14 protein-coding genes are annotated in these 17,124 nt (G+C 45.8%); 7 read left to right on the top strand and 7 right to left on the bottom strand.

Annotation, left to right across the window (positions count from 1 at the left end; translation table 11 throughout):
- The first annotated feature begins 84 nt into the window (after positions 1-84).
- Complete coding sequence (locus tag MHB84_RS17015; protein ID WP_076291173.1) at positions 85-843, top strand: ABC transporter ATP-binding protein; 759 nt, start codon at positions 85-87, stop codon at positions 841-843.
- Between the two features lie 3 nt (positions 844-846).
- The gene (locus tag MHB84_RS17010) at positions 847-3,249 is read left to right on the top strand and encodes an ABC transporter permease (RefSeq protein WP_076291172.1); all 2,403 of its coding nucleotides are present in this window, start codon (positions 847-849) and stop codon (positions 3,247-3,249) included.
- 56 nt (positions 3,250-3,305) lie between these two features.
- On the opposite strand, the gene MHB84_RS17005 is transcribed toward MHB84_RS17010, so the two are convergent.
- The 5 genes from MHB84_RS17005 to MHB84_RS16985 all read right to left on the bottom strand — a co-directional run bounded on the left by MHB84_RS17005 (position 3,306) and on the right by MHB84_RS16985 (position 9,559).
- The gene (locus MHB84_RS17005) at positions 3,306-4,508 is read right to left on the bottom strand and encodes a Ger(x)C family spore germination protein (protein WP_076291171.1); all 1,203 of its coding nucleotides are present in this window, start codon (positions 4,506-4,508) and stop codon (positions 3,306-3,308) included.
- Complete coding sequence (locus tag MHB84_RS17000; protein WP_076291170.1) at positions 4,505-5,602, bottom strand: spore germination protein; 1,098 nt, start codon at positions 5,600-5,602, stop codon at positions 4,505-4,507. Before MHB84_RS17000 ends, MHB84_RS17005 begins: the two co-directional genes overlap by 4 nt.
- 27 nt (positions 5,603-5,629) lie before the next feature.
- Entirely contained in the window at positions 5,630-7,324 is a 1,695-nt protein-coding gene (locus MHB84_RS16995; protein WP_076291169.1) for a spore germination protein, read from the bottom strand.
- Between the two features lie 146 nt (positions 7,325-7,470).
- Positions 7,471-8,391, bottom strand: a complete 921-nt coding sequence (locus MHB84_RS16990) for a methyl-accepting chemotaxis protein (RefSeq protein ID WP_246318030.1) — start codon at positions 8,389-8,391, stop codon at positions 7,471-7,473.
- 334 nt (positions 8,392-8,725) lie between these two features.
- On the bottom strand, positions 8,726-9,559 hold the full coding sequence (locus MHB84_RS16985) for a MurR/RpiR family transcriptional regulator (RefSeq protein WP_076291168.1): 834 nt from the start codon (positions 9,557-9,559) through the stop codon (positions 8,726-8,728).
- Between the two features lie 204 nt (positions 9,560-9,763).
- Here MHB84_RS16985 and MHB84_RS16980 point away from each other — a divergent pair, with 204 nt between their 5' ends.
- From MHB84_RS16980 to MHB84_RS16965, 4 genes are all read left to right on the top strand, one after another.
- Positions 9,764-10,651, top strand: a complete 888-nt coding sequence (locus MHB84_RS16980; RefSeq protein WP_076291167.1) for a cell division protein FtsQ — start codon at positions 9,764-9,766, stop codon at positions 10,649-10,651.
- Positions 10,644-12,530, top strand: coding sequence for an ABC transporter ATP-binding protein (locus MHB84_RS16975; RefSeq protein WP_083679064.1), 1,887 nt, complete (start codon positions 10,644-10,646; stop codon positions 12,528-12,530). The genes MHB84_RS16980 and MHB84_RS16975 overlap by 8 nt, the downstream gene beginning before the upstream one ends.
- On the top strand, positions 12,505-13,332 hold the full coding sequence (locus MHB84_RS16970; RefSeq protein ID WP_076291166.1) for an energy-coupling factor transporter transmembrane component T family protein: 828 nt from the start codon (positions 12,505-12,507) through the stop codon (positions 13,330-13,332). Before MHB84_RS16975 ends, MHB84_RS16970 begins: the two co-directional genes overlap by 26 nt.
- A gap of 64 nt (positions 13,333-13,396) precedes the next feature.
- Positions 13,397-14,176, top strand: coding sequence for a PHP domain-containing protein (locus MHB84_RS16965; RefSeq protein ID WP_076291283.1), 780 nt, complete (start codon positions 13,397-13,399; stop codon positions 14,174-14,176).
- Positions 14,177-14,265: 89 nt separating this feature from the next.
- On the opposite strand, the gene MHB84_RS16960 is transcribed toward MHB84_RS16965, so the two are convergent.
- On the bottom strand, positions 14,266-14,709 hold the full coding sequence (locus tag MHB84_RS16960) for a VOC family protein (RefSeq protein ID WP_076291165.1): 444 nt from the start codon (positions 14,707-14,709) through the stop codon (positions 14,266-14,268).
- A gap of 88 nt (positions 14,710-14,797) precedes the next feature.
- On the opposite strand from MHB84_RS16960, the gene MHB84_RS16955 reads away from it, so the two are divergent.
- Complete coding sequence (locus MHB84_RS16955; RefSeq protein WP_076291164.1) at positions 14,798-15,802, top strand: helix-turn-helix transcriptional regulator; 1,005 nt, start codon at positions 14,798-14,800, stop codon at positions 15,800-15,802.
- A 105-nt stretch (positions 15,803-15,907) separates the two neighbouring features.
- Here MHB84_RS16955 and MHB84_RS16950 read toward each other — a convergent pair whose 3' ends face one another.
- Positions 15,908-17,101 (bottom strand): MFS transporter, encoded by a 1,194-nt coding sequence (locus MHB84_RS16950; RefSeq protein ID WP_076291163.1) that lies wholly within the window; start codon positions 17,099-17,101, stop codon positions 15,908-15,910.
- Positions 17,102-17,124: the final 23 nt, after the last annotated feature.

Below are 17,124 nucleotides of genomic sequence, written 5' to 3'. Positions count from 1 at the left end.
AATACTTTATTCATAATTTGATAAGGCTTCATCAATATCCCTCCTTTAGAATGAATCCTATATTACAATCGGGAGTGATCATACGTGGCGAAAAAAAACATCATTCGTGCACAGAATCTATGCAAAACGTACAATACAGGCAGTGAACAATATCATGCCATTCGTAACGTCGATCTTGATATTTATGAAGGGGACTTCACGGTCATCATGGGCAATTCTGGCTCTGGCAAATCAACGCTACTCTATCTGATGAGCGGGCTTGACCATGTGACCGCCGGCGAGGTTTATTTTCGGGATCAACGTATTGACGCCTATAGTGAACGGGAAATGTCCGACTTCCGTATTCGCAGGATCGGATATATCTATCAGAGCATCAACCTGGTCCCCGACCTTTCCATCAAAGAAAATATCGCTTTGCCGGGGTACATTGCCGGAACTAAGAAAAACGAAGTACAAACAAGAACCGCTCAACTCATGAATGCCATGGATATTGACGGTCAGCGCAATCGACTTCCTTCTCAAACTTCGGGAGGACAGCAGCAAAGGGCCGCCATTGCACGTGCTCTAATTAATTCTCCGGATATTCTCTTTGCCGATGAACCAACTGGAAGCTTGAATTATGAGCATGGCAAAGCCGTGTTGGATATCCTGACGGATATCAACCGAAAAGGACAATCCGTTGTCATGGTTACACATGATATCAAGGCAGCCTGTCGGGCAGACCGGCTTATTTTCATCCGGGATGGTAAGGTTGGCGGCATTATGGAGTTTGAGAAATATGACGAACATCAGATCCATGATCGGGAATCGATGGTCTTTGCTTTTGTGTCGGGGAAGGAGTAATTTATGGCTGCCATGTTGAAACTGAGCCTCTCCTACCTGAGCAGAAGTAAAATCCAAAACCTATTTATCGCTCTGCTGATTCTTCTTTCTACACTCCTTGTATCTACGGCAGTCATCATCCTGACCAACACAGGCAATCAATTTAAAGATATGCATGATCAAACCAATGGATCTCATCAGATTCTGACGTTTGAGAAAGGGTTGAATGATCCCAACGAAACACATCAATGGTGGGCTGCTCAGGGAGGAATCGAAGTATCTCCATTGCTGACCTATCGCACATTATCAGGCATCGCCTTTAAGGATACGGATATTCCCAACGTATATCTTTACATGCTTAACACCCCTCCACCCCCATGGGGTGTGGATGAACTCATTTTTTCAAACGGAACTTCAAAAGCTATTCCTGAGCGAGGTACGGTCTGGATTCCCACTTCATTGGCTAATGCCTACAATATCTCGGCAGGAGATACAATAGGCTTCAAGACAGGTTCCAGCACACTCGATCTGAAGGTATCTGGCATTGTGGTCGATGTGCCATATGGAGCCCCCTTCACCAACACAGCACGCGTATGGATGAATCCCACAGATTATCAAACGGATTTCGATTCAATCGCGGGTAAAGACAATTATATGATGGGTATCCATTTCAACGATTACAGCACCAATTCAAGCTATTGGGAACGTTATGCGAGCGAGATGGGAACTCCTTTCCTGGAAACCAAGATGGAATTCGAGAGCATCTCCTCTTTCTATCTAATCATCAATCAGATTATTGGATTCATCATGATATTCCTAGGTACTGTTATGCTTGTAATCGCCCTTATTACTATCGGATTCACGATTTCGGATGCCATTCTGGCCAACTATAAAACGATCGGGATTCTGAAATCACTGGGCCTCACTTCAAGCAGAACCATAGGTACATATGTTATCCAGTACTCCTTTCTATCCGTTGTTGCCATTCTCCCAGGCCTCCCACTGAGCGTGGTGGTATCGAAATTTATCATTAATATCTCCGTGTCTTCCCTTCAGGTAGGCAATCGTCATATTGCGATTAACGGAATTAGTGAAACCATGTTAGTAGGTGTGTGCCTGTTTGCACTGGTAATATTATTCGTCATTCTGTATGCCAAAAAAACACGCAGCATTCAGCCGGTGCTGGCCATCCGCTATGGAATGTCAGAGACGGATCATGCTCGCTTGGCAAACCGAATAAATTCGCCACTAGGTAACTGGATTGGTTTTGCCCAATTGCCTGTAGCCGTGGTCATCGGAATCCGCAATTTGATCAAGAACACCAAAAGTTCTGTATTGATGCTGCTGCTGACTACGATGGCTTCATCCGTACTGGTGCTGGGGTATGTTCTATTGACCAGCATCACTGGAATTTATCAGACTGCCGCTCAATGGGGTTATGACAATGCCAATATCGCAGCTGTAGTTGTTAACAAAAATACATTTCCCCAGGCTGAGTTGAAGCAAGTATTAGGAAAAGACTCGAGGATTAGAACTGTGGGTTGGCAAGGAAACATTACCGGAGTAGTTAGTCCAGAGTCTACATCAGAAATGCAGGGCCAATCCACCAGCCTATATCTGAGTGTACTCGACGGAAGTTATCAGGAGCTTGGGTTTGAGACGCTAAAAGGAGATAATCCTCGTCAAGCGAATGAAGTTGCCATTGGTGTAAGTGTCGCTAAGACATTAAATAAAGTACTCGGTGACCTCATAGACCTTTACATTGAGGGAGAAAAACGCACTTTCATCATCACCGGAATCTATCAAGCGATCTCCAACATGTCAGTATCAGGTCGGATTACCATTGATGCCATGAGAACGGTGAACCCGTCTTACGGTGATTTCGATACCATTTTCATCAATTTAATACATCCAGCTCAAGCAGATGTGGTTGCAGGGGAATTAAATGAGCAATTCAAAGCTTCCGCTTCAGTCGTAACCCAAAAAACACTGCTCGATTCGGTCTATGCAGAAGCCGCTGACATCCTCGTCTATCCCATGAGCTTAATTGGGTTATTGTTTATCCTTGCTACATTCATCATTATTTTCAGTACCTGCCGGATCAGTATCCGCAAAGAAAGCAGAACGTACGGAATCTACAAATCCATTGGCGTGACATCTCGTCGTATTCGATTGTCGGTTGCTTTGGGAATTACGATTTTGTCCGCTATTGGAGCGGTACTGGGTACCGTAGTAGGTGTGTATGTACTACCTATGCTACTTGAGACGGTTCTCTCTAGATATGGCATTGTACATCTTCCACTTATTTTAAATTGGGGAGGCATTATTCTGTTCGCTTTCCTAAGCATTGGCGCAGCAGCTCTTGGCTCCTGGTTATCATCCAGAGATATTCGTGAAGCATCCCCTCGTATGTTGGTTATTGAGTAACGTAGGCAAAAGAATAGCATTCCAAGAGGGGGAATTCGGACTTCCCCCTCATTTTTTTAATCCGTCGATGAACCGGAATCTTTAATATTCAACTTCACATCATATGTCACAGGAATTTGACTAAACGTTTCATCCCAATTTTCTTTGACTTTTTTCCACACCTTCGGATGTTTGATCCGTAACTGCTCTCCGAATCCGGCCACTTCCACCCGATAGGTGTTCTGCATTTTGCTCATAACTTGATGTATTTGTTCTTTTATTGTATCAGCAAACTTTACCTCCAATTCCTGAATGTACTTGTCTGTTGAAGGGATTTCTGGAGCGCTCCAATCTTCCATGAGTTGGCCCTCTGATTCAATCTTTACATGAAAAGAAATGTTATTACCTTGGATTATTGGAGTAATCTTACTCTTGGTAGACTTGATTTCATAAGTCACCGTATGCCCATTAGGTGAAGCGTACGATTTCACAGCTCCTTCTTGAGCCTCCCCTGTGATCCAGGACAATCCTTCAACCTCAATCTGGTTAAAGGAGCCGATCCACTTTTTCGTTTCTCCTTTATAGATCTCTGCCCCTGAAAATTTATGTTCCCCCTCAGCTGTAATGACATTCTGCAGAACAAAGCTTGCTCCTGATTGCATTTTCCCGTCAAGTTTCGCGAGAGATACAGGAGGGAGGATCTTATTGGAACGGTACGAGTTAGCAACCACTCCCTTTAAATAAAAGGCTGGGATTTCCCCAGGTTCTATGGAGCTAAGAGCTTCGAAGGCTGTTCCATGACTCACCAGAACAAGGGAACTGGGACGGATATCATTATCTCGCAAAATAAAATCAAGTAACTGCTCCAAGCTATATTTTTTGGTCAACTCATGGGAAACAACAATAACTTTTAAATGATGACCAATGAGCGGACGGTCTCTTCTTAGAGCAAATTGACGAAAGATCTGAAACAGAGAATCTCCAGTTAACCTTTCATTCAAAAAAGATTGTCCCTCGGAAGCACCGGTACTTTTTTGAGTTGCCTGTTTGGGTCCAATCCGCGGAACGATCTGTACGGTAGTTGTAAAATTGTTATTTTTGGGATAATGGCCTCCTTGTGCATTAATACTCTTTTCAAATTTCGACTCTTCAGCCACGTCTAGCCCCAGACCCACATAAACACTTAGATCTTCGATCTCTTTACTGCTCCAACACCCTGAAGTAAACACTAGCAGCAACAACGTTAACAAAATGGTTAATTGCCTTCTGAAACTGTTCAATTGTACTTTCCTCCTTTTTTTCGGATCATACTCAACAGCAGAAGCAAAAGTGGTACAACACCAAACAAATATATGGAAACATATCCGACAGCATCGCCTAGCTTAAACGTGTCGTTCGCATTCTCTGGTAGCATAGCAATGATATAAATAATGGGAAGCAAAATGAGCATCCATGACAGCTGCTTATTCTTAAACAATTGCGAACATCCGAGAGAAGCAGCATAATGGGTAATGGTAAAAGTAGAGAAAATCTGCATAATCCAGATTACAAGCAATAAGGACTCAAATCGTTCAAAGACCAAACCTTCGATTTCAAAGCTGCGCATCAAGTCCAGGGTTGGCCACGTTCTTGTTTTCATACCTTCAATGGATAAGCTGCCAATGACCATCACCAAGGTGATAAAGTAGATGCCCATAGGAATAAGGATTCCCCAGACCATGGCCTTCTTTCCCTTTTCCGGATTTCTCATAAAAGCCATTACTACAAACATGATCTCATAACCTGTATACGCTAAAGTTGTAGGCTTAAGTCCCTTAATAACAGGCATAATCCCCTCTCCCAGCACAGGTCTCAAATTATTAATTTCAAACAGATCGCTGCTCAGAAAAATGGCCAGCACAAAAAGAATTAGCGTAATGGGCAAAATGATTTCATACAAGCGAGCCATGGAGTTGACACCTCCCGAGATCAGATAAAAACCGATCCACATAAACACCATGACAATGGCCCATACTGGGGTTCCCTCCAATAAATATAAACCGGTGACATCAGCCATCACCCTGATTTCAAAGGCAGAGATAGTAATGAAATATGCGATGATTATTACTCCCAAGATATAAGCAAACCACTTTCCCGTAATTTCTTCAGTGAATTGGAAAACGGTCTTTCCTGGAAATCGTCGGCACAGGGTTACGAGGATTATACCCATCAACATAACTAACAGACCGGACAATATTATTGAAATCCATACGTCAGGCGTACCTGCAGCCGTCACCGTGGTGCGAGGAAGTGTGAGGATCCCTGCACCCAACATGTAATTGATGATAAAGGCTGCAGCTTGAACTGTCGTCAGTTGGTCTTGTTTACGATTCATGGTTCACCTCCTGAATATCCGATATGCCTACTTTTTGCGATCAGGGTCTTTTGGATGCATCATACTTGGACGCTTCTTCATCATTCCTAAAGGTGCTCGAATAAAGAAATCTTTCCAATCCGACAGGCTGTAAGGCACAGCCGGAGTGACATAAGGTACTCCAAAGCTCTTTAACCGAACGAGATGACTGCAGAGCAACAAGAAAAACATGACTACCCCAAACAATCCATATATTGCCGCACTGAACATTCCTACAAAGCGCAATATACGAAGTGTTATCCCGGCACTATATGTAGGGATGGAGAACGAAGAAATTGCAGTGACTGCCACAACAATAACCAGAAACGGGCTGACAATTCCGGCCTGCACTGCGGCATCCCCAATAATTAGACCACCTACGATACCCATAGCTGGTCCAATTGGCTTTGGTAGACGAATGCCTGCTTCCCGCAAAATTTCAATCGAGGTTTCCATAATCAGTGCCTCAATAACAGATGGGAAAGGCACACCTTGTCTAGTTTGAATAATGGTTAAAGCTAGCTTGGTCGGAATAAGACCCGGATGGAATGAGATAAAGGAGATATACAAAGCAGGTCCTAGCAGTGCAATCGTAGCCGCCAAGAAACGAAGCATACGCAGAAACGTCCCCGGAATCCAGCGCTCGTAATAATCTTCGGGAGATTGAAGCAGCATGCTAAAGGTCGATGGCACTATTAATGCAAATGGTGTCCCATCCAGTAAAATAGCTACACGTCCCTCTAACAACCCACTGACTACACGATCGGGCCTCTCTGTATTCTGAATCTGTTGAAAAGGACTCAATTCATCATCTTCAATCAGTTGTTCCACATAACCGGATTCAAGCATGATATCCATGTCCAGGTTCTGGACTCGTTTTTCCACCTCAGTGACCAGATCGGCATTGGCAATATCTGCGATATACGCAATAACCAGATCCCTCTTAACCCTGGCTCCCACCTGATGTTTGATCATAAACAACTCATTGTTACCTCCGAATTGCCGCAATATTCCGGTATTATCACTTAACCGCTCGGTAAAACCGATTCTTGGCCCGCGAAGCAGTGCCTCAGATACCGGCTCTTCAAGGCTACGACTTTTCCCCTTGGCTGAGCCAACAAGAAGAGCACTGGCCACTCCTTCAACAAATAGAGCATTTTTGCCGTTAAGAACCGCTTGCGCCGCTTGTTGCAGAGTCTTCGCTTCCTGAAGTTCACCAACAGGCAAAAGACTACTTTTTACGTAAGCTTTGAGCTCATATTCATCTTTCGGTTCTTCAAATATAGTCCGCTCTGTATCGGGAACCCCCCTAATCATAAGGGGCGTGAAGATGTGAGTATCTAAACGATCATGATCAACTAACCCTTCCACGAAGATGACAGCTGCCGGTGTATTCGTTCCTCTTATCATAAACTCTCGTATACGTACATCTGAGTTCTGGCCAAACGTTGCTTTTACACTAATCAGATCCTTAGCATAGTCCCCGGTCAGCCTTATATTTGCGTAATTTCCAGTCTCTTCGTCCGAAGAAGAATTGGTTGATGCATCCTGATTTTGTTGATCTTTATTTGAAAAGGTCCCTTTTTTTAAGGATGATCGCAACCACTGATACCCTTTCATGTACAATATCGGTATCAAAAATAATAAAAAGGCCTGTCCCCACATCGGCCACTCCGGCAAATAAGCAAGTATTTTCGACCACATCCGGTTCACCCCATTATCTAGACTTTCTTGGTAACATTGAGTATTGTTTCCCTGATTGCTCACAATAATTCCCGTTTTTTAAACAACAAAAAAGCAGATGCCACTACTGGCACCCGCTTCCCTAATGGGGTATGGATTTAACTTGTCTAAACGATTTTGGTTACGTGCTGCGCCTTTTCATCCAGTAGGTGTGCAGACGCCGCAATGGTTGTAAAATCATTCAGCGCTACCTCGATCTGCTGCTGACTTCGCTCCACGTATCCCTCAACCTTCTGTGTTCCGCCAGAGATGTTCGTAATCTCATTGGTTATCCCATTCACACTATCCCGAATTTCATTAATGGAATTTTCGACCATAGCCGATAGTTTGCGTACTTCCTTTGCTACAACATCGAACCCGCGCCCATATTCGCCCGCATGTGCCGCTTCAATCGCAGCATTCAGGGCCAACAGCTGAGTCTGCGATGCAATTTCGCGGATCGTTTTAACAACTCCCTGAATAGAACGAGCCTGTTCTTGCAAATGACTCAGTGTCGCTCGGTTGTGGGCAGAAACTTCAGATATATATGTGATACTGGACATCAGCTCACGGCTTCGCTCAATACCAATATCAGCATGTTCGTTCAGATCATGTGACATCGTCTTCAGTTCGTTAACTACAGCTGAAATATTATTTTGACGGTTTGTGATGTTGGTAGCTATTTTGGATACACCCAGAATATTCTGATTCAACTCATCATAGACAGGCATATACGTCGCCTCAAGCCATACGGGATTTCCCTTTGCATCCTTGCGTTCAACCTTGTCCTGGAAGCTGGTACCGTTAAATATACTGCTCCAAAATGCGCTATAGTCGGGGCTCTTCGCGAATTCGTCAAAGCAAAATTGCTCATGCTGCATGCCGTACATCTCTGCTACGGTATAGCCCATCGTCTGGGCAAAGACTTCATTTACATACGTAACCCGGCGATCCATATCGAATCGAATGATAGCCAGACTTTTCTCCATCGCCTTAATGACCAATGCATCGGTGACAACATCTTTATTTTCTACATCTACTATAGGCAAAGCGATCCCCACTCCCTGACTCTTCCCATGATTAAACCGTTCTCATTTTGGCAGTTCCTGTTGTATCGCAATTATGTATTCAACTGAATAGAGACGACTCTATTATTGTATACTCCAATTGCAGTCAATTGGATCACTCCCAAATCAATTTATAACAATTCGGTTACGGTTTGCCTTTTTATACCCAATAAACTAACTGTCTAAACATTATATTTCATAAACAAATGCTAACACAAAAAGGGACGGTTTAACCGCCCCTAATTATGGTATAACCTTCCATACCTTTGATGTTATCTGTAGTCATCACTGTGTATTACGCTACTATTTTCATCCATCAGCCTCGCGGCAATTTGTCTGCGTACCGACTCCGCAGATCAGCCAGCCGTTCCAGCTTGGACAGCGCCTGCTCCTTCTGCCTCAATCCCACCGCCAGCACCAGCTGCTCCATTAACAGGAGTGGAGTAACCATGGAATGAAATTCGCCAAGTTCCCCTCTGCTGACATAAAAAGATAACTCCGTCGCCAATCCATATAACAGGTCTTCCCGATCTGTTACAAGTACGGCTTTGCTGCCTGTATCTCTGGCATAATCCAGAATGACTTCTGCTTCAGGCAAGAGTCTTGTAAAACACATCAGCAGCACAACATCCTCCCGCTGCATGTGCATCAGTGATTCCAATAATTCATGACCACCTCCGGCGAGATGGATGACCGTCAATCCGAATCGGGATAGCCGAAAGGACAATAATTCCGCTAAACCAGCGGAGGGCCCTGGAGCATATACGTATACTCTTCGTGCTTCAGCAAGGTTGGATGCTGCGTGCTCCAGATCCCCCTGCTTCATATGGGACAACGTCTCCTGCAAATGGCTAACAGAGGCCTCCAGTAACTGAACAGGAAGGCTATCCGTATCCATGCGGGATATGGTTTTATTTAATTTGAGGGCAGGTGTAGTGTCTTCGGATGTACGAAGCCGGATTTTGAATGCTTTGGCATTATCATATCCAACCGCACGCCAGAAACGGGATACGGTCGCAATACTGACCCCCAGCTTGTCGGCAATCTCCTGTTCCGTCATGAACAGAATCTCTTCCGGATTTCGTTCAACAAAATCAGCAATTTTCAGATGGCCTGGTGATAGCTGTTCTTTATGAGTAAACAAATTCATTCCGTATGCACTCCTTTTCTCGCTCTGCACTCAGTATATCAGTTGAGAGAATAAGAAGTGGGTTATGTATGTAATATTTTTTTCATTAATTTCAGATTGTGTAATAAAAATTACATTTGATTTACAAATGTCTTCTCTCCCGTTAATACTCTGCCCCTAGACTGTGGCTATGATGATCACCAACTTTCAGGGAGGTATGTAACGATGAAGAAGATGACTGAGCGTTATACGCTGACGTCTTCACAGAAAATGATGGTGTTTGTGCTTTCCATGTCACTGTACGGCTTGTCCAACATGTTCACAGAGCTTATTCCCAAGCTCCAGCTTGGACCGATTGAATTGTCTGTTGAGTACTTTGCCTTCATTCCGCTGACACTTTGCATTTTGTTCCACCCCATGATAGCTGCACTTGGTGCGGCTCTTGGCGAAGTGATCTTCGGTGAGCTGATGCTGGGGCAATTTGGCGGACTGGGCGAGCTGGAGAAATTCATTACCTTTGCCTTTGCCATGTATGTCGCAGGACGTATGGTCAGTGATCCTCGCAATCGCAGACAGGTCGGAATTGCAGCCATGACAGGTGTCATCATTCATCAGTTCCTCAGTTCACTGGTGGATATCGGTAAAGTGTGGATTGGTGTAGAGCAGCTGGATGCCGTCCCTGGACTTGCGGAAAGTGTTGTGCTGATCGAAGGGGTTGGCTTTCTGAATGACGTACTGTTCTCAGGCATCCTGTTCGCTTTGCTGCCTACGCTGTATCTCGTCCCACTGCTCTATGGCAAAATTGAACCACTGCTCGGCATCAAACCTCGTAATCCAGGGATGAAATATGAAGGTATCGGCTTCTTCCGTCCGAAACTGATCCTGATTGGTGTGCTGCTGCTTGCACTTGCCTTTGGTGCGGAATCTCTATCCGAAATGGATATCAACTTCGCTGTTTGGGAGACGGACTATGCAGATCAATATGGTTCGGCTTCAATATGGATTAGTATCGGAGCTGCTGCATTGGTTGCCGTGGTGACATTACTGATCATGCGCGCTAAACGGAGCAAAAATAAAACGGTACCCGGTTCGGAGAATCGCCCTTATGCATAATGAAATGTCCACATCAGCTTCTGTTCCCGCATCGGATTCTGCCATTTCCATTCAAAATGTCATCTTTACGTATCCTGGCTCGGAAGAGCCTGTACTGAATGGAGCTTCGCTCGAACTCCCACGAGGTAGTTTTACAGCCATTATCGGGAGCAACGGTTGCGGCAAATCCACCCTCTGCAAGTTGTTTAATGGCCTTATTCCTCAATTCTACACAGGGGACTTCTCCGGTGAAGTTCATGTACTCGGCATGCCTGCCGAAGGCCGAAGTGTTGCAGACCTGTCCAGAAAGATTGGTTACGTCTATCAGGATTTCGACAACCAGCTCGTACGACCCACCGTCTTGGACGAGGCTTGCTTTGCACCACTCAATTACGGACTGCCCAACTATCGGGAGCTCGGTGAACGCGCACTTGCCATGTGTGGTCTGGATGCCATTCATAACCGATACATCTGGGAATTGAGTGGTGGGCAGAAACATCTGCTCGCTCTGGCCGGAGCTCTGTCGCTCGACCCGGATATCCTGATCGTGGATGAACCTGTCTCACAGCTTGACCCGCAGCATGCAAGACTTATCTATGAGTGCCTTTCGAAATTGAATACGGAATATGGCAAGACGATTATCGTCATCGAACACCATACTGAATTTATCGCCAACTTTTGCGCGGATGTGGTACTGATGGACAAAGGCAGAGTCTTGTGGAATCTTCCCGTCAAGGAAGGTTTGAATCGCATTACCGATCTGGAGCGGCTTGGCATTCAGCCTCCTGAGGTGACACGGGCAGCTGTTCAGGCTGCGGAATTATCGCAGGGAGAAAGAACAAATGCGGCCCCCTCAAGTTCAGGACAACGCTTCCCAATTACTGTGGAAGAAGCAAAAGTTTATTTTGCCGAGCACTACCCATCCATGCCATTCGGTTCTTTGCAAAATGAACCTTCATCCTATTCAAACTTGGCACACGACGTTCCCAATCAGATGGTGAATTCCGAGCGCCTAACGATTGCTTCTACTGCTGAACCGTTGATTCCTATCGTTCAGTTTCATCAAACCCGACTACGTTACAGAGGACTGGGCAAAAAAGAACATGAAGTCATTCGTGGTGTTAATATTTCACTCCATGAAGGAGAACGGATTGCCTTGATTGGCAATAATGGTGCCGGCAAATCCTCCTTACTGAAGATGATGGCTGGCATTAGCCTACCTCAGGAAGGCAGTGTCAGTGTTCTGGGCGAAGTTACGCACCGTTCCTCTTTGGAGCAGCTGGCGGGGAAAGTCGCCTATATTTTTCAGAACTCTTCCGAAATGTTTATCGAGGACAGTGTCCGCAAAGAAGTCGCGTATTTCCTGAAGAACCGTCGCATCCCGGATGCTGACCAGCAAATTGCACATGTATTGGAGCGTTTCCGGCTTACTCCGCTGAAAGAGCGGGATGCCCGGCTTCTCAGTGGTGGACAACAGCGGCGTGTCACACTTGCGATCGGTGCAGCCATGAAGCCTTCACTTATGCTGCTGGATGAGCCTACCGCTAATCTGGACCTTGCCACTCGCGAGGAACTGATAGGTGTGCTGGATGAGCTGGATCAGCATGTGCGAACAACCGTCATTGCCACACATGACATGCAGTTGGTTACCCAGTGGGCAAGTCGCGTTATCGTGCTTCACAATGGTCAGGTGGAAGCAGACGGCACACCTGCCGACGTGTTTGCAGATGAATCCCTTCTGCGCCGCTCCGGACTTGCGCTTACACAGATCATGGAGCTCTCCCACCGTATGGGACTGCCTACACTTTCATCAACAACCGAGGCTTTTGTTGATAGCCTGTTGAATCAATCACTCACCAAGGAGGATATGCATCATGCAGCTTGTCCGCAACTGGTTTGACAAAATATCCATTGAACGCATTCAGCTTGAGCTGATGAATACTGTATATGGCAGCGGACATGCCAGCCTGTCGCGGATTGATCCCCGTGCCATGCTGATCTGGTATCTCTTTTTTGCCATCGTTCCCTGGTTTGTTCATAACGGGACTGTGCTGCTCGGCATGTTTCTATTGATGGTGACGACCACCATACTGTCCAGAGCCGCTCCTTTTATCATTATCATTCTTTGCCTAGGATTAATCGGCCAGGTCGGGTGGATGTTTATCATCTCACTGTTCTTCGGCGGCAATCTGGAATCTGCATTCCCCCTGCTGCTGCTCACCTTGAAGCTGTCCATCGTCTCGCTAGCGAGTATCACCGTCTTTTCCGGCATGGACCCAGAACGGATTGGTGATGGGTTGCTTGCGCTAGGCATGCCTGCTACGTTCTCTTTCAGCCTCTCTTATGCTTATCGCATATTGCCGGTGCTGTTCGGTGAATTCCGCAACATCATGCTGTCCTACAGACTGCGGGGTCAGGTTCCTTCCCGGCACGGATGGCTCTACTGGCGACTCGTTGTCTACTATATGAAGCTGTTCATTGTGTCTTTCTTCCCGCTAATGCTGGCTACCGCCAAACGTTCCCGCACAACGGTGGAAGCACTGGAGACACGCGGTTTTTCGTACGGCATGAAGCATCCCGAATCCAAACGCCTGAAGCTCGCCCATCTGAAAATCACCTCACGTGACCTCGGATTTCTCGCCGGATCGGCAATCTATGTTGCACTGCTGTTTTGGGTCGGCGGGTATTACGAGATTCTGTAATTCAAAATAAAATGCTGTAACTATTCATACCATTAACCATTCATGGAATAAAGGAGTGTCTTCTATTCGCATTGATCTTCATACTCACGGAAAATTATCCAAAAACTCTGATTTCTCGGTTGATTACTTCACCGAAATGGTCAACGAAGCCAAGGCCAGCGGGCTCGAAGCCCTCGCACTCACTGAACATTTTAACACCCGTAACTTCTACGAAGTCTATGAGACGCTGGATCGTCTCTATCCATACAACGGAGAGTACTACGAGGCAGAAGGACTGCGCATTTTTCCCGGCATGGAAGTGGATATTCAGGAGACAGGACATATTTTGCTAGTGGGCCAAAAAGAACATATCCTTGCCGTCCGCAGCGGCCTGGAACCATATACAGCCAAAGGTTCATTCATTCCTTTTGCCGAGTTGCTGAATATGGCCGAAGCCTGGCCTTTGCTCAAAATTGGCGCACACCCTTTCCGCGAGTCTACCCCGCTGTATCAGTTGGACCGTGATTTGTTGGGACGTTTGGATGCTTTTGATCTGAACGCCAAGGATATGTATCAATACGGCATCGAGACGTGCCGTGGGCAGGTTGAACCATTCGCCCAGTCCCTCGGTAAACCCGTCACTGCCGGAAGCGATACCCACCAGTGTCTGCAATACGGTAGTGTATTCAATGTGCTGGATCGTCCATGTGCATCGGTTGCCGAGCTCAAAGAGCAGGTTCTCGCTGGTACGTACAGTATCGAAATATCCAACGATCTTCCTCTCCGTGTCAAAGCCTCCGTGATGCTGAAGAAAGTGATGAAACGTCTTGCCAAACTGGACGCTACCCGTTTACAGAAAGTTTAGGGAGTAGGAAACCACAACTTCTAAAGAATCCGTAATGAGCCTAAAGGATATACATCCTTCAGGCTCATTACGGATTCATTTTTACCTAATTAAAAATCATGCACCGTCACACAAAGCTGAATCACGATTCCGAACGGATCACGGACAATTCCATACCCCGGACTAAACTCGTTTTGTTCATAAGGCACCAGCACCTTAACCTGCTCATGTTGTACCAGCGAATTATACAGCTCTGTCATCGTACTTTTATCTTTCGATTGAATGCATAATGATGTACTGTTTCCCAGCTGCCAAGGGCGACTCGTATCCATTTCTTCCTCAGCAATCATCAATTTGTTTACCCCGATCTGGAGTACCGAATGTGTAATATATTCATCCTGCCCTTCAGGATACTCAAACCCCGGATTCATTTCCTTCATCTCTTTATAATTTTTCTTGAATAATACGTTAGCCCCCAGGTACTTCTCATAAAAAGCAATGGCTGCCGCAGCATCACCATTCATCGACAGAAACGGGATCACTTCAAAATTCATCTGTATTGCCTCCTTCGTTTGATTGGATTACACTATTTACTATAACGAAAAAAGGTGCCAATCTATGGCACCATTGAGAGGTTCTATTATGAAAAAATCGGAACGAATGAACCAGATGCTGCGCTTTATCAATCAAAAACAGCACTTCACCCTGCAAGATCTCATGCAGGAGTTTCAGATATCCAAAAGAACTGCATTACGAGACATCGCGTCATTGGAGGAAATCGGTGCTCCCATTTATGTCGAATATGGACGTTATGGCGGGTATCGTTTGCTTCAGCAGATGCAGCTGCCCCCCATTTCGTTTAATACGAGTGAGCTTCATGCTCTCTACTTTGCGATGCAGGCATTACGCAGCTTTACCAACCTGCCCTTTCAGATCTCTTTTCGTTCCATTCACGAGAAGTTTCTAAGTGCCCTATCCGAAAACCAGAGACAGGATATTGAACAAATCCAGCATCGGGTCTCTTTTCGACACACCGAGCAAATCCGGGATAGTGAGCATTTGGAATTTCTATTAATGGCCGCTGTTCAGAATATAGTGATACAGATTACGTATCAACATATTCGCAGCAGTAGTATTAACCCAGATAACAGCTCAAATCCCGATAAAACTAAGCCCAGCATACGCACCATTCAGCCCATCGCCCTCTATGCCATGAAAGGCTACTGGTATTGCCAGGCGTATGATCTTGATAAACAGGCCTACCGTGTGTTCAGATGTGACCGAATCACCTCGTCTGAGGTGACAGACATCGAACCTATACCACATATTAATGAACTCAATCTACAGGATACCCACTCGTTATGGAAACCATCAGAGAGCGCTATCCCATTTAAATGTCTGATCAATGAAGCCGGGATTGAGCTGTTCCAGCAAGAACAGTTTCCATCCATGCGGATTATTAACGAATCTGGAACTGATACTGGACAAACTGGATACGCCTATTTAGTCGGGTCGTATGAAGACCATGAGATTGAGTTCATCATTCGCTATCTCGCAAGCTTCGGCAAGTCCATTAAGATCTTGGAGCCAGATCACCTAAAGGAATCCTTACGACAGCACTATCTGGATTTGCTGGACCACATTTAACTACCGCCAACAACTAACCATTTGCAATGTGTGCCCGCAACAGGAACCAGCATGTAGATGATACCTCCAGAGACCTCATTGCACATCGATATCCATCTTTTTTCGTCAAACTCTGGACTCTGATTTATCATGAACTGCTGGAGAGCTTTTTTTATTGCCTATCGCCAACTGAACTATGATTTGCAGCACGATGATTGTAGCCAGACCATAGAACGCTTGAACAAAGCTGCCCGTGGTATCATGGAGCCAACCGAGCGCCAGTGGACCGAGCGCGCCCAGAATGTAACCGCCCGATTGAGTCATGGCTGACCAGGCGCTGGCTTCCTGAGCGTTATTCGTCTCATCAATGGGCAGCATCAGAGCGATCGGAAACAGTCCCCCGGCACCAATGCCGAGTGGGATCGCAGCCAACCAAGGACTGACGGACAGGTTCAGCATTAAGACTCCTATCAACTCCATTGACGCACATCCAACAAGCCAGAATACACGTCTTTGGTAACGGTGAACGAGCATTGGAATGAATAACGTAGACGGCAATGAAATTAACGTAAATAACGTTTGGATGCTTCCGGCAGTCTCTTTCGTATATCCCTGGCTCTGGATCGCAGGCGCAAGCCATGCAGTCAATGAATAGAAGATCGCTGCCATCAGTCCAAAGAACAACGTCAGCACCCATGCTCGACTATTTTTCACTGGAAGAGCTTCAACGTTCACAGTAGAAATCTGCCCCGATTGTCGATCTTTTCGTGCTACCAAGGCTAATCTCATCCAGACGGGCAAAGCAATGACGGCGATCAATGCCCAAATCGCTAACGATCCCCTCCACGACCCTCCCAGGATATTTTGAAGGGGAACCGATAATCCAACACTAAAGCTGGCCCCCACGACCATTGCTGTAGAGTAAAGCCCCACCATGGCAGCAACTCGCGTAGGGAAGTACTGCTTGATAAAGCTGGACAACAACGGACCAGCCAATGCAATCCCTACACCGGATAGAAATGAAGTAAACATCATCAGAGGCGTTGCACCCACGAACAACCGCAATGCCGTACCCATTCCAATAAGGATTAATGCCAAAACAATTGCGCCCTCATTCCCCCACCTCCTGCTCAGTTTTACGGAAAATGGAGCGAATATACCCATACATAATACGGGAAGCGTAGTTAACAGACTTGCAGTAATTCCGCTAATACCTAGATCACTTTGTAAGGTACTCATTAGTGGTGAAATGGATGTAATGGGTGGTCGCAAATTCAATGAAGCCAGAATAAGCGCCAGAACGATATAAAATAGTTTCACTATGGATCACCTCATGTATTGTT

Source organism: Paenibacillus sp. FSL F4-0087, from assembly GCF_038020215.1.
Lineage (GTDB): Bacteria > Bacillota > Bacilli > Paenibacillales > Paenibacillaceae > Paenibacillus > Paenibacillus taichungensis.
The sequence above is the reverse complement of the archived record's forward strand: the minus strand, read 5'-3'. Positions and strand labels throughout refer to the sequence as shown.